General features: G+C 41.5%; 19 protein-coding genes. 14 read left to right on the plus strand and 5 right to left on the minus strand.

The features are described from left to right. Positions 1-26 precede the first annotated feature (26 nt). Positions 27-656: a 16S rRNA (guanine(527)-N(7))-methyltransferase RsmG gene (gene rsmG, locus CRO16_RS01105; protein WP_097054511.1), complete on the minus strand. Its 630-nt coding sequence runs from the start codon at positions 654-656 to the stop codon at positions 27-29. Between the two features lie 106 nt (positions 657-762). Between rsmG and CRO16_RS01110 the strand changes: the two genes are divergently transcribed. Further along, entirely contained in the window at positions 763-1,863 is a 1,101-nt protein-coding gene (locus tag CRO16_RS01110) for a fatty acid desaturase family protein (protein ID WP_097054512.1), read from the plus strand. 18 nt (positions 1,864-1,881) lie between these two features. Then, on the plus strand, positions 1,882-3,069 hold the full coding sequence (locus tag CRO16_RS01115) for a pyridoxal phosphate-dependent aminotransferase (protein ID WP_097054513.1): 1,188 nt from the start codon (positions 1,882-1,884) through the stop codon (positions 3,067-3,069). Positions 3,070-3,256: 187 nt separating this feature from the next. Here CRO16_RS01115 and CRO16_RS01120 read toward each other — a convergent pair whose 3' ends face one another. Then, positions 3,257-4,753 (minus strand): TrkH family potassium uptake protein, encoded by a 1,497-nt coding sequence (locus tag CRO16_RS01120; protein ID WP_097054514.1) that lies wholly within the window; start codon positions 4,751-4,753, stop codon positions 3,257-3,259. Further along, positions 4,753-6,102, minus strand: coding sequence for a Trk system potassium transporter TrkA (gene trkA / locus CRO16_RS01125; protein ID WP_097054515.1), 1,350 nt, complete (start codon positions 6,100-6,102; stop codon positions 4,753-4,755). The genes CRO16_RS01120 and trkA overlap by 1 nt, the downstream gene beginning before the upstream one ends. 137 nt (positions 6,103-6,239) lie before the next feature. Between trkA and ubiE the strand changes: the two genes are divergently transcribed. Together ubiE and porT are read left to right on the plus strand one after the other, a co-directional pair. Then, the gene (gene ubiE, locus CRO16_RS01130; RefSeq protein WP_097055729.1) at positions 6,240-6,968 is read left to right on the plus strand and encodes a bifunctional demethylmenaquinone methyltransferase/2-methoxy-6-polyprenyl-1,4-benzoquinol methylase UbiE; all 729 of its coding nucleotides are present in this window, start codon (positions 6,240-6,242) and stop codon (positions 6,966-6,968) included. 4 nt (positions 6,969-6,972) lie between these two features. Beyond that, a complete protein-coding gene (gene porT / locus CRO16_RS01135) occupies positions 6,973-7,680 on the plus strand; it encodes a type IX secretion/gliding motility protein PorT/SprT (RefSeq protein ID WP_097054516.1) in 708 nt (235 codons plus the stop codon). Here the strand turns inward: porT and CRO16_RS01140 are convergent. After that, positions 7,667-8,410 carry an RNA methyltransferase gene (locus CRO16_RS01140; RefSeq protein WP_097054517.1) on the minus strand — a complete coding sequence of 248 codons (744 nt, stop codon included), beginning with the start codon at positions 8,408-8,410 and terminating at the stop codon, positions 7,667-7,669. The two genes, porT and CRO16_RS01140, sit on opposite strands and share 14 nt — an antisense overlap. 37 nt (positions 8,411-8,447) lie before the next feature. Between CRO16_RS01140 and tamL the strand changes: the two genes are divergently transcribed. From tamL to CRO16_RS01180, 8 genes are all read left to right on the plus strand, one after another. Further along, positions 8,448-11,012, plus strand: coding sequence for a translocation and assembly module lipoprotein TamL (gene tamL / locus CRO16_RS01145; protein WP_097054518.1), 2,565 nt, complete (start codon positions 8,448-8,450; stop codon positions 11,010-11,012). Between the two features lie 42 nt (positions 11,013-11,054). Next, entirely contained in the window at positions 11,055-12,122 is a 1,068-nt protein-coding gene (gene fbaA, locus CRO16_RS01150) for a class II fructose-bisphosphate aldolase (protein WP_097054519.1), read from the plus strand. A gap of 63 nt (positions 12,123-12,185) precedes the next feature. Further along, a complete protein-coding gene (gene accD, locus CRO16_RS01155) occupies positions 12,186-13,043 on the plus strand; it encodes an acetyl-CoA carboxylase, carboxyltransferase subunit beta (protein WP_097054520.1) in 858 nt (285 codons plus the stop codon). A 127-nt stretch (positions 13,044-13,170) separates the two neighbouring features. Beyond that, on the plus strand, positions 13,171-13,440 hold the full coding sequence (rpsO, locus tag CRO16_RS01160) for a 30S ribosomal protein S15 (RefSeq protein WP_097054521.1): 270 nt from the start codon (positions 13,171-13,173) through the stop codon (positions 13,438-13,440). 305 nt (positions 13,441-13,745) lie between these two features. Further along, positions 13,746-15,989 carry a polyribonucleotide nucleotidyltransferase gene (locus CRO16_RS01165; protein WP_097054522.1) on the plus strand — a complete coding sequence of 748 codons (2,244 nt, stop codon included), beginning with the start codon at positions 13,746-13,748 and terminating at the stop codon, positions 15,987-15,989. A gap of 170 nt (positions 15,990-16,159) precedes the next feature. Then, positions 16,160-18,502: a TonB-dependent receptor gene (locus CRO16_RS01170; protein ID WP_097054523.1), complete on the plus strand. Its 2,343-nt coding sequence runs from the start codon at positions 16,160-16,162 to the stop codon at positions 18,500-18,502. A 43-nt stretch (positions 18,503-18,545) separates the two neighbouring features. Beyond that, positions 18,546-19,616, plus strand: coding sequence for a PepSY-associated TM helix domain-containing protein (locus tag CRO16_RS01175; RefSeq protein ID WP_097054524.1), 1,071 nt, complete (start codon positions 18,546-18,548; stop codon positions 19,614-19,616). 77 nt (positions 19,617-19,693) lie between these two features. Next, a complete protein-coding gene (locus CRO16_RS01180; protein ID WP_029035204.1) occupies positions 19,694-20,557 on the plus strand; it encodes a sigma-70 family RNA polymerase sigma factor in 864 nt (287 codons plus the stop codon). Positions 20,558-20,670: 113 nt separating this feature from the next. Here CRO16_RS01180 and CRO16_RS16375 read toward each other — a convergent pair whose 3' ends face one another. Beyond that, complete coding sequence (locus CRO16_RS16375) at positions 20,671-20,796, minus strand: hypothetical protein (RefSeq protein ID WP_262507399.1); 126 nt, start codon at positions 20,794-20,796, stop codon at positions 20,671-20,673. A gap of 124 nt (positions 20,797-20,920) precedes the next feature. Here CRO16_RS16375 and rpe point away from each other — a divergent pair, with 124 nt between their 5' ends. Both rpe and CRO16_RS01195 read left to right on the plus strand, forming a co-directional pair. Continuing rightward, the gene (gene rpe, locus CRO16_RS01190; RefSeq protein WP_097054526.1) at positions 20,921-21,583 is read left to right on the plus strand and encodes a ribulose-phosphate 3-epimerase; all 663 of its coding nucleotides are present in this window, start codon (positions 20,921-20,923) and stop codon (positions 21,581-21,583) included. Beyond that, entirely contained in the window at positions 21,576-22,550 is a 975-nt protein-coding gene (locus CRO16_RS01195) for a YpdA family putative bacillithiol disulfide reductase (RefSeq protein WP_394341388.1), read from the plus strand. The genes rpe and CRO16_RS01195 overlap by 8 nt, the downstream gene beginning before the upstream one ends. Positions 22,551-22,715: the final 165 nt, after the last annotated feature.

Consider the following 22,715-nt stretch of genomic DNA (forward strand, 5'->3'; position numbering starts at 1 on the left):
GATTTAATCCGGCTCTTTTTTATAAGTTACTTTTTAAACTTCAGGGGAAGGTGGACCACTTTCTTGGTCTCAAAAAAATCTTCCTCAAAATAATCCTGAAGATCATAGATCTTTGCTCTTTTATAAGTAGCCAGTTCTTCAGACAGGTCCCCGCCTTTTAAATACAGAATCCCGTTCTTAAGTTCATGATTGCTTTCTTTGGCAATCTTACCTGTTGTCCAGTGCACAAAAGTAGGCATGGCCGCAACTGCACGGCTTACAATAAAATCATAATGCCCAGGCACCTCCTCTACTCTTGCATTTGTAGTATGGACATTTTTAAGCCTTAGACCTTCCATTACTTCATTCACCACTTTTATTTTTTTCCCAATGCTGTCTACCAGATGGAAATTAGTTTCGGGATGAAGAATGGCTAATGGAATTCCGGGGAAACCTCCGCCAGTTCCAACGTCAAGGATGGAAGAGCCGGGTAAAAATCGCTGCACTTTGGCAATGCCCAAAGAATGCAATACGTGACGCAGGTAAAGTTCATCAATGTCTTTTCGTGAAACCACATTGATCTTTAAATTCCAGTCTTTGTAAAGATCCTGTAGATTTGCGAACTTATTCTTTTGATCCTTAGTAAGATCGGGAAAATATTTTTCGAGAAGTTCCAATTTTCAAATTTTCAGCAAAAGTAGTTAATTTAAAGCAGTATTTTCCAAAGCAATAGCTTTAGAGAATTTAATCTCATACCTTTGTAGTTCAATTTTATTACAGTTAATGAATACATCTACCGTACGATTTTCCCGCACAGATTCAGCCAAATTCTTTCGCACATTGAATAGCAGGGTTAATTCCTATTTTAAAGAAAACAATCTTTCCAAAACCGGAAACTGGAAGCTGCACCTTAAAGCGGTCGTCATGTTTTCCCTTTTTCTTACTCCATATTTCCTCATCCTTACTCTTGACATTTCTCAATGGTGGATGTTACTCCTTACCGTTGTGATGGGAACAGGAATGGCCGGAGTAGGCATGAATATTATGCACGACGGGAACCATGGCACCTATTCCTCAAAAAGCTGGATTAATAAACTAATGGGGGGAACCATTTATATACTTGCAGGAAATGTTTACAACTGGCAGGTACAGCATAATGTGCTGCACCATACCTATACTAATATTCATGGTCATGACGAAGATCTGGATGCAGGTAGGATCATAAGATTCAGTAAGCATGCAAAATGGGAGAAATTCCACAGGTTCCAACATTATTACTCAATTTTTCTCTACGGACTCCTAACCTTCAATTGGGCTCTTACCACAGATTTCAAACAAACCAAAAGATACCTTTCCCGCCAGCTTTCCTACGGAAAAATGCCAAATCCGGTAAAGCAGTGGAGTATTCTTGCTATTACCAAGCTCATTTACCTGTCAATCTGGATCGTGATTCCCATGTTGATTCTTTCTATAGCCTGGTGGAAGATCCTCCTTGGTTTCTTCATCATGCATTACACAGCGGGTTTGATCTTAAGTGTAGTATTTCAGCTGGCTCATGTGGTTGAAAAAACCCAGATGCCGCTTCCTGATAGTACGGGATCGATGAAAAATACCTGGGCAATCCATCAATTATTTACCACGGTAAATTTTTCCACCAGGAGCAGATTCATAAACTGGTTTACCGGTGGCTTGAACCATCAGGTGGAGCACCATATTTTCCCAAACATCAGCCACATTCACTACAGCAAAATTTCGAAAATTGTACGCGAGACTGCACAGGAATGTCAGCTACCTTACAATGAATACAAAACAACCAGGGCTGCCATTGCCGCACATTTCCGTCACTTGAAGGAAATGGGAATGAAGCCGGCAATTTCAGCATAAACAATCAACCTTTTTCACATGTATCATTTATCTGACCGTATTAAAAGCATGTCTACCTCACAAACTTTGGCCATGGCAGCCAAAACCCGTGAGCTAAAGGCAGAAGGAAAAGACATTATAGGCTTAAGCCTGGGTGAACCCGATTTTAATACTCCCGATTTTATTAAAGAGGCCGCAATTCAAGCCATCAATGACAACTACAATTCCTATACTCCGGTTGACGGTTATGTGGAATTAAAGGATGCGATTATCCATAAATTTAAACGAGACAATGGCCTCACATATGACAGGTCACAGGTTGTAGTATCTACGGGAGCCAAACAATCTTTAGCCAATGTTGCAATGGTGATGTTGAATCCAGGGGATGAAGTGATCTTACCTTGTCCTTATTGGGTAAGCTATGCCGAAATTGTGAAGCTGGCAGAAGGAGTACCCGTCGAAGTTCCTACCTCTGTGGAATCTGATTTTAAGATGACTCCGCAGCAGCTTGAAGCTGCCATTACTCCTAAAACCCGCATGCTTTGGTACAGTTCTCCTTCCAATCCCAGCGGGATGGTGTACAGCAGGGACGAATTACGTGCTTTAGCTGATGTGCTGGTAAAACATCCGGATATTATAGTAGTAAGTGACGAAATTTACGAGCACATCAACTTTGTTGGAGAACACGCCTCTATGGCTCAGTTTGAGGATATGTACGACCGTGTGGTAACAGTAAACGGGGTATCAAAAGCCTTTGCAATGACCGGTTGGAGAATTGGTTATATTGGTGCTCCTGCCGAAATTGCCCGCGCCTGTAACAAGATGCAGGGCCAGATCACCAGCGGCGCAAATTGTATAGCACAGCGTGCAGTGATCACTGCTCTGGAAGCTCCCGTGAGCAAGATCCAATACATGATCGACAGATTTAAAAGCAGGAGAAAATTGATTATTGATCTCATGTCCGAAATTCCCGGTTTTGCTATTACCGAGCCCGAAGGCGCTTTTTATGTTTTCCCGGATGTGTCTTACTTCTTTGGAAAGACCATCAATGGTTATGAAATCAAAGATGCTACAGATTTTTCCATGTTCCTTTTGGAAAAGGCTCTTGTGGCCACTGTAACCGGAGACGCTTTTGGTAGTCCTAATTGCATCAGGTTCTCTTACGCAGCCAGTGAAACCGAAATAGAAGAAGCCATGAAGCGGATCAAAAATGCCCTTTCTGAATAGGCTTCAATAATGATATTTTTCGATCCCCATTCCGCCCGGAATGGGGATTTTTATTTGTCTTCTCCTGATAGCCTCAAATTAGCGAATAGTTTTCTCTGTATCTAACCTCCACGAATGGGTATAGTTGCTGAAGAACAATAAATTTTACTGACCACTGATTACTAATTACTGATGACTGACCTCTTAACTAACGGTTTCTCCAGAAGAAAGGCGTAAGTAAGATTAGTACGGTGAAAAGTTCAAGCCTTCCTATAAGCATAAGAAAGCCGCACCACCACTTAGCTGCATCAGGCAAGGCGTCGAAGTTATTTACCGGACCCAGGATTCCGAAGGCAGGACCAATATTTCCCAGTGATGAAGCTGCACCTCCAATGGAAGTCTCGAAGTCAAGCCCCATTGAAGCAAGTACTACCGCCCCTATAATAAAGGACAGCATATAAAGAATAAAGAAGCCCAGGATGTTGAAAACGATTTTTTTACTGATGCTTTTTCCATTGTAGTGAACAGGAAGAACTGCATTGGGATGCAGGGTTCTTTTAAATTCAATCAAACCATTCCTAATCATGATCACGTGCCGCATTACTTTCACCCCACCCGCAGTTGAACCGGCAGATCCTCCCAAAAAGAAAAGCCCGAAAAAGAAAACTGTGAGAAACGGAGTCCACATGGTATAATCGGCAGTAACGAAACCGGTCGTGGTAACAATAGCAAGGATCTGGAACAAAGAATGCCTGAAGGCGCTCTCAAATTCCCCCAGCACCATAGGGTGTTCAATGGACGAAAGGGAGGGATCTGCTTTATAGTAAACAATAAGCGTGGCAATTATTGTAAATCCAATTATAAAATAAGAATACCATTTGAATTCTTCATCACGCAACACTTTGTTGAACCTGCCTTTGAAACCAAAATAGCTGATAACAAAATTAGTACCGGCCAAAAACATGAATAAGCTTATGATATGCTGCACCAGCGGATTATCATTCCAATATGCTATACTTGCATTTTTAGTTGAGAATCCTCCCGTAGAAAGCGTGCTTAAGGAATGATTTACGGCATCAAATAAGCCCATTCCTGCAAGGTATAACAGGATAGTTTCAGCAAAGGTTAGTCCTACATAGATGAACCATAGCCTTTTAGCGGTATCGGTGATCCTGGGTTTAAGTTTATCGGCACTTGGTCCGGGCGCTTCCGCAGCAAATAACTGCATTCCCCCAATTCCCAGTAATGGCAAAATTGCAATGGCAAGAACAATAATTCCCATCCCTCCTATCCAATGGGTAAGACTTCGCCAAAATAAAAGCCCCCTGGGAATTGATTCAATATCATTTAAAATTGAAGCTCCCGTCGTGGTGTAACCCGACATGGTCTCAAAAAAAGCATTTGTAAAGGAGGGGATGCTTTGGCTTATTACATACGGAAGCGTTCCGCTAAGAGCCATAAAGATCCATCCAAGGGTAACTATGAGATAGCCGTCTCTCTTTTTCACCTCCCGCTTATGTCCCCGGGTGAGTAGCATGGCTAATGCTCCAACGCCCATAGTGATCAAGGCAGCCGCAAGGATCTCAAGGGTCACCCCATCGTTATAATAGAAGCTAACGACGGCAGCTGTTAGCATAAAACCTCCATTACACACCAGGAGCACCCCCATAATATGACTTATAATGGGCTTATTAAGTCTTGGCATTACAGGAACAATTTTTCAACTTTCTGAATAGCATGAGGCAAACAACAAATTACAATTCGGTCGCCGGGGAGAATTTTATAATTTCCAAGCGCAATTTGCCCAACCCCGTTGCGAATAGCACCACCAATAATCGCCGATCTTGGAAACTCCAGATCCACAATTCTTTTATTTGAAACTTTTGACGAGGGCTTTACTATAAATTCCAGCAGCTCTGCGTCCATATTGCTAAGACGGGTCATCGCCACAACTTCCCCTTTTCTTATATATCTAAAAATATTACTCGCAGCCAATAATTTTTTATTGATAAGCGTGTCAATACCTATGGAATGGCTCAGCTGAAAATAATCCATGTTTTCCACCAAAGCAATTGTCCTCTTTACATTTTTGGACTTTGCCACAAGGCAGGTCATAATATTGGTTTCAGAATTTCCCGTAACGGCAATAAACGCATCCATATCCTGAATGCTTTCCTCTTCCAACAATTCAACATTGCGGCCGTCCCCATGAATAATGAGGGCTTTAGGTAGTTCATCGGCAAGGTCAAAGGCGGTATCTTTATCACTTTCAATGAGCTTCACATTCATCTTCTTTTTGCAAAGATCCATGGAGGCTTTTCTTCCAATTTTACTTCCCCCCAGGATCATCACGTTCTTCATTTGCTGCCTCTTTTTCCCGGTAAGTTTATAGAGATCATTTACGCCTCCCCGCGTGGTCACAAAATACACCTGGTCTCCATCCTTAAAAGAAGTGTTACCTCTTGGAATAATAGTTTCTGTAGTATCCCTTCGCCTCATTGCAATAGGCATAAAATGTATTCCCGGGAAGATCCTGGCTGTTTCTTTTACAGACTTCCCTACAAAAGCAGCAGATTCCGTAAGCGTTAATCCTACCATGGTTAGCGCTCCTTCTTCGAACTCATAGCTGTCGTTAAAAGCCGATTGATTGAGCAACAACTCAATTTCACGGGCTGCTAGCGCTTCGGGAGAAATTAGTTCGTCTATACCAAATTGGGTGAAACCAATTTCCTCCTTATTTTCCAAAAATTCAGTATTGGCAATTCTGGCAATAGTACGCTTGGCACCTAATTGTTTTGCCAGTACGCATACGGTAATATTGGTGGTTTCACTGCTGGTCACTCCTATCACCAGATCGCAATATTTGACCTGGGCATCTTTTAGAACAGCAATTGAAGTAGCGTCCCCTCTCAAAGTGCGAATATCCAGATGTGCATCTGCATAGAGCAGGTGCTCTCTATTGTTATCGATCAAGGTGATGTCCTGTGATTCAAAAGACAACAATTTTGCTAAATGAAATCCTACCTCACCGGCACCGGCAATGATTATTTTCATATGGGACGTGTAAGTTCAAGAGGGACAAAGTTAAAGTATTTACCTCAACCAAAACAAAATACCCTTTAACTATTTATCTTACACGCTTCAGCTTTTGGGGGATAATCTTGTATCTTTGGCAAAAATTTTCTGCTTTCATGGCTAAAAAGATCACTCCTTATAAAGATTCTCAACTCGACAAAAAGAAACAGGTGGAACAGATGTTCGACACTATCTCCACAAATTATGACGGTTTGAACAGAGTTATTTCTTTTGGAATCGACGTCAAATGGAGGAAGAAAGTGGTTCAAATGGTATCTGAGACTAATCCGGAATCCGTTTTAGATATTGCTACCGGCACAGGGGATCTTGCCATTAGTTTGGCCAAAACAGGAGCTAAAGAAATAATTGGCCTTGACCTATCTGAAGGTATGCTTGCTGTGGGTCGTAAAAAGATCAATGAAGAAAACCTTTCAGGAAAAATAGAAATGATCCAGGGAGATTCTGAAGCACTTCCTTTTGAAGACGATCGTTTTGACGCCATTACCGTAGCTTTCGGAGTAAGGAATTTTGAAAATCTTGAAAAAGGACTATCAGAAATTCTACGGGTCTTAAAACCGGGAGGGATTTTTGTCATTTTAGAGACTTCTGTACCTACCAGATTCCCGTACAAACAAGGGTACGGCATCTACTCCAAATATTTACTACCACTTATAGGAAAGTTGTTTTCAAAAGATAAGGTAGCTTACAGTTATTTAAGTGAAAGCGCTGCTGCTTTTCCCTATGGAGAAAAGCTCAACAATATTTTGAGAAATATTGGGTTTATAGATGTACAGCATAAACCTCAAACTATGGGAGTAGCTACAATTTATGCTGCATCAAAGTAAGTATATGAAGAAATATCTTATCCTGGCACTGGTGCTGTTTTGTGCTCTTCCTGCACAGGCACAGCTTTTTGGCGGAGAAAAAGTGATCAATAGCCCAAATTTTGATAAGCAAAGGTTTTCCTGGGGATATTTCCTGGGATTCAATACCTACGATTTTGACATTGATTATAAGAATTACATAGCCAGTCCGGCTACAGGCAAAGATTTCTCTGTAGATCGAACTATTGGTTTTAATGTTGGAATGATAGGGAATATGAGACTTGGGGAACACCTGGACCTTCGCCTCGAACCCGGAGTTTCTTTTAACCGCATCAACTTTCAATTTACCAAAGCCGATCAAAAAACCTTTAGGGAGATCAATTCTACCTTTGTTCATGTTCCGCTTTTATTGAAGTTCTCAACGACCCGCATCAACAATTTCAAACCTTTTGTAGTTGGTGGTGTTTCGACCTCCATCAACCTTTCCAGTAACGAGAATAACCCTGACGATAATGATGACGGTCAATTTCGGATGACCACAAATAATTACTATTACGAAATAGGATTTGGAATAGACCTTTATCTATACTATTTTAAATTTACCCCTTCGATTCGGGGAGTTTTTGCAATTAATGATGAATTCGTTAGAGATGACAATCCAAACAATTTCTATTCGGGAAATGTGGATAAAATGTCTTCGCGCGGATTGTTCCTGAATTTTACTTTTCAGTAAGCGTTCTCCTTCTGAATTCACTGAGGAAGATCGCAGTTGCAGTGGCTACATTCAGGCTTTCAGTTTTTTGACTGCTTCCAAACTGAGGAATCGCCAGTTTTTGGGTGACCAGTTTTTCTATTTCAGAAGAAATCCCATTTGCTTCATTACCCATAACCAAGATCCCTTCAGCTGAAAGTGCCTGTGTATAGACATTTTCACCTTCTAAAAATGCTCCAAATACCGGGGTATTTTTATTTGCTTCAGCTAAAAATTCCGGAAGGTCCACATAATGAATCTGCACCCTTGCAATGGAACCCATTGTAGCCTGCACCACCTTTGGATTATAGCAATCTACAGTTCCGCGGGAACAAATTAACTGCTCTACTCCAAACCAGTCACACATCCTGATGATAGTACCAAGATTGCCGGGGTCCTTGATCCCATCAAGAGCTACCTGCAAGCCTTTTGCTTCAGGTTTTCCCTGCTTCGGAATGTGAAAAACAGCAAGAGCAGTCTGAGGTGTGCTTAGGTTACTGATCTTTTTTAATTCAGCTTCAGAAATAAAAACACTCCTCTCCCCTGGTGCTTCGAAAATATCCTCTGTGGTATAAAGAGAATGCAGTTTTAGCTGTGAATCGAGCAGTTCAAAAATGCCTTTTTTGCCCTCTATTACAAACAGCTCTTCTTTTATCCTGAATTTTTTTTGTGACAGGCTTTTTATAAGTTTAATTTGGCTTTTGCTAAACATACCAAAGTTGTATTTTTGAGCTCATTAAAAAGGCTACTTGAGACATATTTGGGCAAAAATATCATTAATTCTTTTAACCGCTTGTTTTCTCCTTTCCTGTAACGCTGTAAAAAGAGTTGAAGATGATCAAAGGCTACTAACCGACAACACTATTTATGTTGACGGAGAAGAAATTTCTCAACGCAATATTTACAACCAACTTTACCAGGAGCCGAATACCAGATTTTTAGGTCTTCCCCTGCAGTTGTATCTCTACAACCTGGCAAAACCTGATCCCGATACTACGTTTTTGAATTGGCTTCATGCCACCCCGAACAGAGAAGAAAAGCTGATCGACCTGCTATCTGAAAAACAGGTGGTTCGACTGGGAAATATTTACGTGAACATTAATGAATGGCTTAAAGAATCGGGCGAACCTCCCGCCATTGTAAGTGAAGATCAAAGTCAGCGTTCTGCCGAAAGACTAAAGGCCTGGTACTGGAACAACGGGTGGTTCAATGCAAAAACCAGCTATGAGATCATTCCAACGAAAAGAAAAAGAGCAAAGGTCAATTATTTTGTCACCCCCAGGGAACCCTATTTTGTGGATTCAATCACCACCAGAATTGCTTCCATTGTTGCCGATTCTATTTATAAGGCTCACAAAGCAGGATCTGCTATAGTACCGGGAGTACAGTATAAAACTCAGGATTACGGAGCAGAACGGGAACGGCTAACGCAACTATTCCGGAACAATGGACTCTATCATTTTGAACAGGAATATATAAGCTTCGAAGCCGACACAATAAATACCGGCAATAAGGTTAATACCGCTCTTATTATACAAAACAGGGAAGCCAACGTTGACGGGGTAGACACCCGAATTCCATTCAAGGTTCACAAAATAAGCAAGGTGAATATTTTTCCTGATTACAAATATGAAAATCGCAGCCTGCCTATTACAGATACTGCCTCCAATGAAGGTTATGACCTCTATAGTTTTGAAAAATTAAAATTCCGCCCCAATGCGCTCACCAATGCCATCTTTATCACTCCTGAATCCATATATTCTGATGCTGACCGAACCCTCACCTACAATAGGATCAATCAATTGAGGATTTTCAGGTATCCAAATATTCAGTACATGGAGGACCCTTCGGATTCCACTGGAACTAATCTTATTGCAAATGTTTTTCTCACCCCGAGGCAAAAATATTCTCTTGGGTTCGAATTTGATCTATCACAGAGTAACATTCAGAAATTCGGAATCGGATTTGGTGGTTCCCTGTTGATCCGGAATGTATTTAGAGGTGCAGAGATCCTGGAGATCTCCGGCCGCGGAAGCATAGGTTCCTCAAAAGATGCAGCTAATGATTCCGACAGGTTCTTTGACATTACTGAACTGGGAGTAGATGTGGATCTCACCCTACCCCGAATTCTTTTCCCATTTTCAACCGATCGTTTCATCCCCAAATACATGTACCCTTTCACAACGCTGGGAGTGGGTGCAAGTACTCAAACCAATATAGGCTTAGACAAACAAAGCTTTACAGCAGTTATGAATTATCGCTGGTTGCCAAATGAGCAGCTCACCTATTTGATGGACCTGGTAAATGTGCAGTATGTAAGAAATTTAAATACTGCAAATTATTTCAATGTCTACCGCAACTCTTATATTGAACTTAACCAGGTTGCCACGGCTGAAAATGTGGATTTTCCGGATCTTTATTTTGAATTAGATGGAACCGGAGACCGGTTCCTTACAATTCCCGAAGGTGCCAATATGTTCCTAAGGGCCGCAAGCCTGGGTGAAATTAACAGTCTTACCGGCAATCAAACCCAGGTCCTTAATGACATAAGAGAGCGAAAGAACAGGCTCACCGAAGACAACCTCATTTCGTCGACTAACTTCTCTTATATTCTCAATAAAAAAGAAAATATTTATGACGAGGACTTTTCACGGTTACGTGTAAAGCTGGAAACCGCAGGGAATATACTTTCTGCAATCTCTAAGTTGGGAGTCGTGGAAGAAGATGAAAGCGGCAGGTACAGCATTTTTGGAGTTAATTTTTCTCAGTACGTAAAGACTGAAATAGATTATATTAAACATTGGGACCTGGAAAGAGGAAATGTAGTTGCCATCCGCACCTTTGGCGGAATAGCTGTTCCTTATGGGAATTCCAACAGTATTCCTTTCATCCGTTCCTTTTTTGCGGGGGGACCAAATGATAACCGGGCCTGGCAACCATACTCCCTTGGCCCCGGAAGCAGCGGTGGCCGAAATGAATTTAATGAGGCCAATTTGAAGATCGCATTAAGTGCAGAATACAGGTTCAATCTTTTTGGAGATTTGAATAGCGCCCTCTTTGTTGATGCAGGCAATATCTGGAATGTTTTTGATGTTGTTGAAGAAGAAGCATCCACTTTTACAAGTCTGGCAGATCTCGAAGAGTTGGCAGTAGGTACAGGTATGGGACTAAGATACGATTTCGACTTCTTCGTCCTGAGGTTTGATGTCGGATTTAAAACCTACGATCCGGCCCTGGAAGCCGGGAACCGCTGGTTTAAAGGCTACAATCTTTCAAAAGCTGTATTTAATGTAGGGATCAATTATCCTTTTTAACCCGACTATTTTTCTTATTTTTGTTAGCCTAAATAACAAATCATGAGTCATAATATAAAACCCGGAGTAGCCACTGGAAAAGAGGTTCAGGAAATATTTAAATATGCCAAAAGCAAGAACTTTGCCTTACCGGCGGTTAACGTCATTGGGTCAAGTACAATAAACGCTGTTTTAGAAACTGCAGCAGAATTAAATTCCCCGGTAATTATCCAATTTTCCAACGGCGGCGCACAGTTCAATGCCGGGAAAGGCCTTTCTAATAAAGATGAAAAAGCCGCTATTGCAGGAGCTATTGCGGGTGCAAAGCACGTTCATGAATTGGCGGAAGCCTATGGCGCAACTGTGATCCTTCATACAGACCATTGCGCAAAAAAACTTACCGGCTGGGTGGATGGAATGCTGGACGCAAGTGAAAAACATTACGAGCAATTTGGAAAGCCTCTTTACAGCTCCCATATGCTTGACCTTTCTGAAGAGTCTCTTGAAGAAAATATCCAAACCTGCAAAAAGTATCTGGAGCGCATGAGCAAAATGGGAATGACTCTGGAAATAGAACTTGGAGTAACCGGAGGAGAAGAAGACGGTGTAGACAATACAGATGTTGATTCTTCCAAACTTTACACCCAACCCAATGAAGTAGCCTATGCTTATGAAGAGTTAAGCAAAGTGAGTGACCAATTCACCATTGCTGCAGCTTTTGGTAATGTTCACGGTGTCTACAAACCCGGAAACGTAAAACTCACTCCTGTAATTCTGAAAAATTCTCAGGATTTTATTTCCGAAAAATATGGAGTTGGGAAAAACACTATTGATTTCGTTTTTCACGGCGGGAGTGGTTCAACTGTTGAAGAAATTCGGGAGGCAATCACCTATGGAGTGATTAAGATGAACATTGATACCGATCTTCAGTATGCTTACCTGGAAGGAATTCGTGACTATATGGGCGAAAAAGCAGATTATCTAAAATCCCAGATAGGAAATCCTGAAGGCGCAGATGTCCCTAACAAGAAACATTACGACCCAAGAAAATGGATTCGTGAGGGAGAATTAACCTTTAAAGCCCGTCTTAAAAAGGCCTTTGAAGACCTAAATAATATTAATACACTTTAAACCTATTGCAAAGGCCTCAAAAATGTTATTTTTGCGGCCTTTCTTTTTTAATCCCTATACAATATGGCCTGGTTTAGAAGAACACAAAAAGGTATACAAACTGCAACCGAAGATAAAAAGGATGTACCAAAAGGATTGTGGTACAAATCTCCAACCGGAAAAATAGTTGATGCAGAGCAGCTGGAGAAGAATTTTTATGTGAGTCCCGAAGACGGTTACCATGTAAGAATAGGCAGCAATGAGTACTTTAAGATCCTCTTTGACGATAATAAGTACACAGAGCTTGATAAAAATCTTTCTTCCCGTGATCCTTTAGAGTTTGAAGACACAAAAAAATACACAGACAGGCTTGAGGATGCTCAGAAAAAAACAGGTTTAAAAGATGCTGTTCGTACAGCCGTTGGAAAATCCAAAGGTAAAGATCTGGTTATAGCCTGTATGGATTTTGCCTTTATTGGAGGTTCAATGGGCTCTGTAGTGGGAGAAAAGATCTCACGTGCGGCAGATTATGCTTTGGAACACAAGATCCCTTTGATGGTCATCTCTAAATCTGGGGGCGCCAGGATGATGGAAGCAGCGTACTCACTTATGCAGCTGGCAAAAACCTCGGCAAAGCTTGCCCAACTTGCAGATGCCGGCATCCCATACATTTCCCTGTGTACAGATCCTACTACAGGAGGAACTACAGCTTCATTTGCCATGCTGGGCGACATTAATATTGCTGAACCCGGAGCGTTAATTGGCTTTGCGGGCCCACGTGTAGTGAAAGACACCACAGGTAAAGATCTTCCTGAAGACTTCCAGACTTCAGAGTTCCTTAAAGAACATGGGTTCCTGGATTTTATCACGAAGAGATCTGAACTTAAGAACAAAGTGAATCAATATATTGATCTCATTCTTAATCAGCCAATAAGGGCTTAAAAAAAGCCATTTTTAGCTGGTAATCAGAAAAGTAAAAAATTAGCCTGCTAATATTTTATAATATATTATATTTGCGCCCTGGCAGAAAAACTGCCAATACATAAAAATCATTAAAATTAATATTGGAATGTATTTGACTAAAGAAGCAAAAGAAGAACTTTTTGCAAAACACGGTAAAGGGAAGAACGATACAGGATCAGCCGAAGGACAGATCGCATTGTTCACTCACCGTATTGAACATTTGACTCAGCACTTAAAGAACAATCGTCAGGATTTTAATACAGAGCGGTCACTGGTAAAATTGGTAGGTAAGAGAAGGAGCCTGCTGGATTATTTAATGAAGAAGGATATCTTGAGATATCGTGCGATCGTTAAAGAATTAGGATTAAGAAAATAAGAAAAAAGGGGCTCTTGCGGCCCCTTTTTTTATACCATTCTTCGAAAGAAACAGCTTTTTAAAAAATTTATCCTTGATTTTTCTGTTTCCGGAAAAATTCTGTGTAATTTTTACCTGAAATAATTTTGTTTAAAAAGCTCATTTTTGTCACCTGTGTTTTTTGACTCAGTTAGTGAGAAAACAAAAGGCAGTTTTTCATTGGTCTTCACAACCCACAACAACAACACAACCTGTCCCGTTCAGACTTAACGGGAGACCATTGTTTAACCAACCTGCAATGAGCAGGAAGTAGAATTAAAAAATTTATGATTCCAAAGACTTTTAAAGAGGTCATCGAGCTTGGAGATGGTAGAACCATTTCTATCGAGACCGGTAAATTAGCAAAACAGGCCCATGGTTCTGTTGTTGTTCAAATGGGTGATGCCATGTTGCTTTGTACGGTAGTTTCCAACTACACCAAAAGTACAGCCGACTTTTTCCCGTTAACAGTAGATTACAGAGAAAAATTTGCAGCCGCAGGTAGGTACCCTGGTGGATTCTTCAAGAGAGAAGCACGCCCAAGCGACGGTGAAGTTCTTGTAATGAGGATCGTTGACCGTGTATTGCGTCCGCTTTTCCCATCAGACTATCGTTATGAAACCCAGGTGATGATCCAGCTGATGTCTCACGATGAGGAAGTAATGCCCGATGCTCTTGCAGGATTGGCAGCTTCAGCAGCGATCCAGCTTTCAGATATTCCATTTGAAACGGCAATTTCTGAAGCCCGTGTAGGAAGGATCAACGGAGAATTCGTGATCAATCCAAGCCGCAGCCAGCTTGCAGAATCTGACATTGATATGATCATTGGAGCTTCTGCCGATTCTGTAATGATGGTAGAAGGTGAAATGAAAGAGATCAGTGAAGAAGAAATGGCCGAAGCTATTAAATTCGCTCATGAAGCCATTAAAAAACAGATCGAGGCTCAGAATAAATTAGCCGATACTGTTGGAAGAAAACAGGTAAGGGAATATGCTGTTGCTGAATCTGATGAAGATCTTTTTGCCAAAGTTCGAGAAGCTGCTTATCAAAAAATTTATGACATCGCGAAAGGTGCTCACAGCAAACATGAGCGTAGCGATGCATTTTCAGCAGTAAAGGATGAAGTTCTTGAAATGTTTTCTGAAGAGGAACTTGAGGAAAAGAAAGATCTTATTAAGAGCTACTTCAACAAGGTTGAAAAAGAAGCCGTAAGGGAATTGACCCTGGCTGAAGGTTTACGACTTGACGGTAGAAAAACCAATGAAATTCGTCCTATCTGGTGCGAGATCGACTATCTCCCATCTGTTCATGGATCTTCAATCTTCACAAGAGGGGAAACTCAGGCACTTGCCACAGTAACCTTAGGTACTTCGAGAGAGGCCAACATGATCGATATGCCTACCCACCAGGGTGAGGAAACTTTCTATTTGCATTATAATTTCCCTCCTTTTAGTACAGGTGAGGCTTATCCTATTCGCGGGACTTCCCGAAGAGAGATTGGTCACGGAAACCTGGCTCAAAGAGGTCTTAAAAATATGATACCTGAGGATTGCCCGTATACTATCAGAATTGTTTCTGAAGTACTGGAATCTAATGGTTCTTCTTCTATGGCGACTGTTTGTGCCGGTACTATGGCATTGATGGATGCAGGGATTCAAATGAAGAAGCCGGTATCTGGTATTGCAATGGGATTGATCTCTGACGGAGATCGCTACGCAGTACTTTCAGACATTCTTGGAGACGAAGATCACCTGGGAGACATGGATTTCAAAGTAACCGGAACTGCAGATGGTATCACTGCATGTCAAATGGATATCAAGGTAAAAGGTTTACCATATGAGATCCTTGTAAAGGCACTAAAACAGGCAAGAGATGGACGTCTTCACATTCTGGATAAATTGACTGAAACAATTGCACAACCAAATGCAAATGTGAAAGCTCATGCTCCAAAAATGGAAAAAGTGGAGATTCCCGGAGAGTTCATTGGTGCTGTTATTGGACCTGGTGGAAAAGTGATCCAGGAAATGCAGAAGGAAACCGGAACTACCATTGTGATAGAAGAGGTTGAAGAAATGGGTGTGATCGAAATTCTTGGTGTAAATCAGGAAATGATCGACGAAGTCAAAAAGCGTATAAAGGCTATTACTTTTAAACCTGAAGTTGGAAAAGTATACGAAGTTAAAGTTGTCAAGATGCTTGATTTTGGAGCTGTAGTTGAATATACTCAGGCAAAAGGCAATGAAGTTCTTTTACATGTTTCTGAACTTGCGTGGGAACGTACAGAAAATGTTTCTGATGTTGTGAAAATGGGCGACGTATTTGAGGTTAAATACCTGGGTATTGATCCAAAGACAAGAAAGCCTAAAGTCTCCAGAAAGGCTATTTTAGAGAAGCCTGAAGGTTATTCTCCCAGACCTCCAAGAGATAGTAATCGTGACAACAACCGTGACGGCGGTAGAAGAGACAGCCGTGACAACCGTGGCCGCGATGATCGATCAAGAGGAAACAGAGACAGAAATGACAGGAATTAATTTTCTGACATAAAATGTTAGCTAAAGCCCTGCCTTCCCGGTGGGGCTTTTTTTTTGCTGAATCTCAATGTCTTAGCACTTTCCCGAGAATTTTTGTGAAATTTTCTTTGTACTTATTTAGATTGAATCTACATTTGCACCTTATTTTTAATCAATCCAAATAAAAACCAATGAGAATTTTTAATCTTCTTTGTTTTATGCTGCTGGGAGTAATGGCTTCAGCTCAAACAGCTGCCATTAAAGGAACTGTTTCAGGAGCACAGAATGAAGAAGTCCCCTACGCCGTCGTTAGCCTTGAAGAACCAGGTAAAACAACCACTACAGACGTTAACGGAAAATTTAATATTTTAGATCTTACTCCAGGAAGTTACACGCTGACTGTTTCCTCTCCCGGATATACTACAGCTGTTGAAAAGATCAACCTTTCAGCGGGAGAGATCAGGATCCTCAATATTCAGCTTGAAGAAGAACTGAAAACTTTGGCCGAAGTGATGATCACCACCAATCGTCGGGTAGAGACGCTTGATGAAGTTCCTTCTTCAGTTTCAGTTTTGGGTCAGCGGGAGATCCAGCGCCTTAATCTTACCAGTAACTCTATTGCCGATGTAATGAATGAGGTACCAGGACTTGCCCTTAGTACCAGCCAAACAAGCAGTACAGGACAAACACTTAGGGGCAGGAACATGCTCGTGCTTATCGACGGGATCCCACAATCTACTCCCCTGCGCAACGGAAGCCGCGATGTAAACACCATAGATCCTAATGTAATCGAAAGAATTGAGATCATTAAGGGTGCAACTGCCATTTATGGTAATGGTGCCGATGGCGGGATCATCAATTATATCACCAAAAAACCAAAAGCCACCGGAAAACTTGAAAGCACTACTGAATTGAGTAGCGGCTTATCTCTTGTCAATCCCGAACATACCTTAAGCTCAAAATTATCCCAAACATTCTCCGGCCAAACAGGCAAACTTGGCTATGTCGCCAACGGAAGCTTTGGTCAAACCGGAATTTTCAGAGACGCTAACGCAGAAGTTATTTCTCCTTCCTATGGTCTAGGAGAAACAAATCAATACAATTTCTTCGGGAAATTGAATTATAAACTTGCCTTTGATCATGATCTTGAGTTGATGTATAACTACTTCAGCAGCAATCAGGACAGTGAATATACCAACCTCCCGGGGGTCTATGGAGAGCGTCCGGCTATTGGGGTAATTGGAGAAGAACCCGGTGTTGACCAGGGAAACCGCTACAATCACAACGGCCAGCTTACCTATAATGTTTACAGGTTGTTTGGCGAAACAGATTTTAACGCGAACCTTTATTTCCAGGATTTTAAAACCGTATATGCTTTTTCTCCTTTCTTCTTCAACGCCGAAACCGGTTATGACGGAGGTCAATCCATGATCGAATCGGACAAAATGGGTCTAAGAGCTAATTTTAGAACTCCGTATGCTTTAGGTTCGGAGATTTCAGGAGATATTCTTTATGGAATTGACATTTTGAACGACGTCACTTCTCAGCACCTGGTGGATGGCCGTCTTTGGGTTCCGGAAGTTGACATGAAGAACTTTGCGCCATACGCTCAATTTAAAGCTCTATACCAGGATTTTGTTCTTAAGGCCGGAATCAGGTTTGAGAACATCAATATTGACATTCCTGATTATACCACAATTTACATAGTGCCTAATGGAGGTACTCCACAAGGAAACGTTCCTGTGGAAGGTGGAGAATTAAAATATGATGCTACAACCTTTAACGCCGGTTTGCGATACAACCGCTGGGAACTGTTTAAGCCTTTTGTAAGCTTTTCTCAAAGTTTCTCTATTGCCGATCTTGGCCGTACGTTGCGTAGTGCAACAGAGAACACTGTAGGACAAATAGCTTCTGAAGCTGTTATTGCAAACAATTATGAAGTTGGTTTTAACAGCTACTTCGGAAATACTTCCCTTAGCGGAGCCTACTTTATAAGCACTTCGGAACTGGGTGCTACTTACCTCGAAGTAAATGGAATTTTCCAGATCGCACGTCAGCCTGAAAAAGTGTATGGTTATGAACTCGCTCTGGACACAAAGCTGCTTGAAAATCTCACTTTTGGCACCTCTGTATCTTACATAGAAGGCAAGTTAGATTCAGGTGATGATGGCTCTTACGATCGTTATATGAATGGGGATCGTATTCCTCCTGTTAAAATAGCTTCTTATCTCAATTATGGTTTATCGAACAAACTCAATCTTCGTCTGTCTCACATCTACAGCGGAGAAAGAAAAAAATTCGACCCCCGAGCCAACGGCACCTATGTTTATGGACAAGGTCCTGTTGATGCTTTCAATCTTGTTAACTTAACAGCAAATTATCAGCTATCAACAAATACCGGACTTAGCCTTGGGGTACAGAACCTTCTAAATGAAGATTATTACCTGCCTATTTCTCAATGGGATGCAAGACCCGACAATTACATAAAAGGAAACGGAGCCCGAATGAACCTGGCTCTTAAAGTTCAGTTATAAAATAAAATAGGGCAGCTATGTCAAACATAGCTGCCTTTTCCATATGAATAACAGGGATATCCTAAAATATCATTCCTACGCCGGATTTATCGTCGGGCTTTTCCTCGTGATCATGGGAATTTCAGGCGCGATCCTGGTGTTTCAGCATGATATTGAAGATTATCAGTGGAAGGAATATTCAAAAATACAGGATTACAGTGGTCGAAACATCGATAGAGGAATAAAGGCTATTCAGGAACGATATCCCGATTGGGACACCCGCCTGATGCATTTTGAAGAAAATGAGGCTCTGATCTTCAATCTTCGGAAACCAACGGAGCGGCTATTTGTTTTCGTACATCCTTCTACGGGAGAGATTATTAAAGAGATCAACGAATTGACCACTTTTACGCGTTGGTTGCTGAAGTTCCATTACTCATTCCAGGCCGGTCCTGCCGGAAGGATTTTGGTATTCGTCATTGGCATCATCTTTTTGTTTTCCTTATTAACCGGGATCTATCTCTACCGGAAAAGCGTCATTAAGACGCTATTTTGCAGCACCCGTTTGAACCTGAAGACAAAACGCACGCTCTACTCCTCTTTGCATCGAATTATTGGCACCTGGGCATTGTTGTTCAACCTGGTTCTGGTCATCACCGGTATATTTCTTGCCTGGACCGTAGCTGCTTCGGGATTGAAACCTCCCGCCGCGCCTCAAACCCCTGCTGTTGATGCGCCGGTTGAGCACCTGCTAATCCAAATTGAGCAGCAATTTCCTGACTTTACCCCCACATACATAAGGCTTCCCCTAAATTCAGAAGGAAGTCTCACGGTTTATGGCCTTTTTGATGACGATGCATTTTATTACTCTGAATTCTACAACAGCATTAGGGCAAATTTTAATTCAGGAGAAATTACGGGAGTAACCCGGGTTCAGGAAGCAGATCTTAAAACCAAACTTTCCAGCACTCTTATCCCGCTTCATTTTGGGCAATATGGCGGCATCTGGACCAAAATATTGTACTGTTTAGTAGGTCTTTCGGGACCCTTTTTATCTATCACCGGCTTTCTAATTTGGCGGCAGGGAAAACCTGTAAAAAAACGCCGGAAGAAAAAAGTTTTTCATTATCTTTAAATCTTGTAACATTTTCAACCCTTCTTACGTATAACTACTACAAGAGTTATTCTAATTAAAATCCAAGGAGACGATAGATGAGACAACTTAAGATTACGAAGCAGGTAACAAACCGTGAAACTGCTTCGCTGGATAAGTATTTGCAAGAAATTGGTAAAGTTGACCTAATTACCGCCGATGAAGAGGTGGAGTTGGCGCAACGAATTAAAGCGGGTGATGACCGTGCTCTGGAGAAACTAACAAAGGCAAACCTTCGTTTTGTGGTATCTGTGGCAAAGCAATATCAAAATCAGGGATTGACCCTTCCCGACCTTATTAATGAAGGTAATTTAGGATTAATAAAAGCTGCCAAACGATTTGATGAGACCCGTGGTTTCAAATTCATATCCTATGCCGTTTGGTGGATTCGCCAGTCTATACTTCAGGCTTTGGCAGAGCAATCACGTATTGTTCGACTTCCGTTGAACAAGATTGGCTCAATAAACAAGATCAACAAAACTTTTGCTTTCCTTGAGCAGTCACATGAGCGTCCACCAAGTGCAGAGGAAATTGCGAAAGAACTGGACATGACCATTAATGACGTGAAGGAATCCATGAAGAATTCCGGCCGTCACGTATCCATGGATGCTCCTTTGGTAGAAGGTGAAGATTCCAACCTTTACGATGTACTTCGTTCGGGAGAATCTCCAAACCCCGATAGAGAGTTATTACATGAATCTTTACGTACAGAGATCGAGCGTGCACTTGAGACGCTTACTCCGCGTGAAGCCGATGTGATCCGTCTTTATTTTGGCCTTGGAGACCAGCATCCAATGACTCTTGAAGAAATTGGCGAGACTTTTGATCTGACAAGAGAAAGAGTAAGACAAATTAAAGAAAAGGCGATAAGAAGGTTGAAACACACCTCCAGAAGCAAGATCTTAAAAACATACCTGGGATAACACCCGGTAAAGAAGCAACAGCTGATTACTGTTCGTTTTTTGATTGATTGATGAAGAACCCGGAGCTGATTACTCCGGGTTCACCTTTTATATAGGTTCTCAATCTCTTTACATTATTCCCAGGAATAGTTAATTATTCCTGTAGCAACCAAAATTATGATAATCACCAGGAATATAACTGCAATAAAACATCCCATTTTTCCGTAATTCCTTTTTTTACTTTTTTCTTCTACTTCCATAAACTTCTCTTTTAGGTTGACTATTATTCTAAAGATACAAAATCCTCCTACAGGATTTTTAGAGATTCCTGCCGGAAAGAGGTTAGCATAATTCTTGTTACTTTTGCAGAGCAACAAAGACACTATGAAAAACACACTTATTGCCCCCTCTGTTCTGGCTGCCGACTTTGGAAATCTACAGCGTGATATTGAAATGATCAACAACAGCGAAGCCGACTGGTTTCATATTGATATCATGGATGGCGTTTTCGTTCCGAATATATCCTACGGTATGCCGGTACTTGATGCCATTAAAAGGCATGCCAAAAAGACCATTGATGTACATCTTATGATCATCGATCCCGACAGGTACATCAAGGAATTTGCAGCCCTGGGCGCCAATATTTTGTCAGTTCATTACGAAGCCTGCACCCACTTACATCGTACCCTGCAAGCTATTAAAGCTGAAGGAATGAAAGCAGGGGTCGCAATAAACCCCCACACTAATGTAAGTCTGCTGGAAGACACCATTAAAGATATTGATCTGGTTTGCATGATGAGTGTGAATCCCGGTTTTGGCGGGCAGAGCTTCATTGAGAACACCTATAAAAAGGTACGACAGCTTAAGGAGATCATCAAGCGCAACAACGCCTCTACCCTTATTGAAGTTGACGGTGGAGTAACCAATAAGAATGCCGCTCAACTAGTGGAAGCAGGAGCCGATGTACTGGTCGCAGGAAGTTTTGTTTTTAAAGCCGAGAATCCCACCCAAACCATAAAAGAACTAAAAGATCTTGTCAATCAATAAGCAGGAAGAAATATTTGATATAATTATTGTAGGCGGTGGACCTATTGGAATCGCATGTGCCCTGGAGGCAAAAAAGAAAGGGCTCAAATATGTAATTTTAGAAAAGGGAACACTCGTAAATTCTCTTTATAATTATCCGTCGAACATGACCTTCTTTTCGACTTCAGAAAAACTGGAACTCGACGAGATCCCTTTTATCAGCACTAATCCCAAACCACATAAACAGGAAGCTTTAGAGTACTATAGACGAATAGTCACTTCAAACCATCTTAAAATTAACCTTTTTGAGAAGGCAGAAAGAGTAGAAACTGAAAGCGGTCAACACATCATAACCACTTCAAAAGCCACCTACACTTCTAAAAATGTTATTATTGCCACCGGTTTTTATGATATCCCGAATTACCTGAATGTTCCCGGCGAGGACCTGCCAAAAGTGGCTCATTATTATAGAGATCCCCATTTCTATGCCACTCAGAAGACCATAGTTGTTGGCGCCAGCAATTCGGCCGTAGATGCCGCCTTAGAGATCTACCGCAAAGGCGGGGATGTCACTATGGTGGTTCGCGGGCCGGCAATTGGGGAGCGCGTGAAATATTGGGTTAAACCCGATATTGATAACAGGATTGATGAGGGTAGCATTCAAGCAGTATTCAATGCCGAAATTAAAGAGATAAAGGAAAGAGAAGTGGTCATCACCTCGAAAGAAGGAGATCAAACCATAGAGAACGATTGGGTGCTTCTCCTCACAGGATACCGTCCTAATTTCGAATTTTTGAGGAGAATGGGCATTGAACTCTCTGACGACGGAAGAAAGATCCCGCACTACAATTCAGAAACCATGGAGTCAAACGTCAAAGGAATCTACCTAGCAGGAGTCATTTGCGGCGGAATGGAAACTCATAAATGGTTTATAGAGAACTCCCGGGTGCATGCGAAAATGATTGTGGAGGATATTGTTAAGAGTTAGGAGTTCAGGTTATTAGGCTTTTAGCTATTGTTGGCCGTTAGCTTTTAGCTTTTCCCCTTTTCCATTGCCACTTTTCCATTCTTTTTGTTGTTTCGAAGGAGCTTTTTCGCGACTGAGGAATCTCTTTTATTTTTTAAAATTTCCTTAGAACCAACTTTTAGAGGA

Origin of the sequence: Salinimicrobium sediminis (assembly GCF_900215295.1) — a bacterium.
GTDB classification, from domain to species: domain Bacteria; phylum Bacteroidota; class Bacteroidia; order Flavobacteriales; family Flavobacteriaceae; genus Salinimicrobium; species Salinimicrobium sediminis.

Excerpts from the sequence above, each read along its gene's own strand:
- CRO16_RS01170 (WP_097054523.1), top strand. The coding sequence starts at position 16,160 with ATGAGAATTTTTAATCTTCTTTGTTTTATGCTGCTGGGAGTAATGGCT.
- CRO16_RS01115 (WP_097054513.1), top strand. The coding sequence starts at position 1,882 with ATGTATCATTTATCTGACCGTATTAAAAGCATGTCTACCTCACAAACT.
- fbaA (WP_097054519.1), top strand. The coding sequence starts at position 11,055 with ATGAGTCATAATATAAAACCCGGAGTAGCCACTGGAAAAGAGGTTCAG.
- rpsO (WP_097054521.1), top strand. The coding sequence starts at position 13,171 with ATGTATTTGACTAAAGAAGCAAAAGAAGAACTTTTTGCAAAACACGGT.
- CRO16_RS01140 (WP_097054517.1), bottom strand. The coding sequence starts at position 8,410 with ATGTTTAGCAAAAGCCAAATTAAACTTATAAAAAGCCTGTCACAAAAA.
- CRO16_RS01120 (WP_097054514.1), bottom strand. The coding sequence starts at position 4,753 with ATGCCAAGACTTAATAAGCCCATTATAAGTCATATTATGGGGGTGCTC.
- trkA (WP_097054515.1), bottom strand. The coding sequence starts at position 6,102 with ATGAAAATAATCATTGCCGGTGCCGGTGAGGTAGGATTTCATTTAGCA.
- ubiE (WP_097055729.1), top strand. The coding sequence starts at position 6,240 with ATGGCTAAAAAGATCACTCCTTATAAAGATTCTCAACTCGACAAAAAG.
- CRO16_RS01175 (WP_097054524.1), top strand. The coding sequence starts at position 18,546 with ATGAATAACAGGGATATCCTAAAATATCATTCCTACGCCGGATTTATC.
- rpe (WP_097054526.1), top strand. The coding sequence starts at position 20,921 with ATGAAAAACACACTTATTGCCCCCTCTGTTCTGGCTGCCGACTTTGGA.
- CRO16_RS01165 (WP_097054522.1), top strand. The coding sequence starts at position 13,746 with ATGATTCCAAAGACTTTTAAAGAGGTCATCGAGCTTGGAGATGGTAGA.
- porT (WP_097054516.1), top strand. The coding sequence starts at position 6,973 with ATGAAGAAATATCTTATCCTGGCACTGGTGCTGTTTTGTGCTCTTCCT.
- CRO16_RS01110 (WP_097054512.1), top strand. The coding sequence starts at position 763 with ATGAATACATCTACCGTACGATTTTCCCGCACAGATTCAGCCAAATTC.
- CRO16_RS16375 (WP_262507399.1), bottom strand. The coding sequence starts at position 20,796 with ATGGAAGTAGAAGAAAAAAGTAAAAAAAGGAATTACGGAAAAATGGGA.
- accD (WP_097054520.1), top strand. The coding sequence starts at position 12,186 with ATGGCCTGGTTTAGAAGAACACAAAAAGGTATACAAACTGCAACCGAA.
- CRO16_RS01180 (WP_029035204.1), top strand. The coding sequence starts at position 19,694 with ATGAGACAACTTAAGATTACGAAGCAGGTAACAAACCGTGAAACTGCT.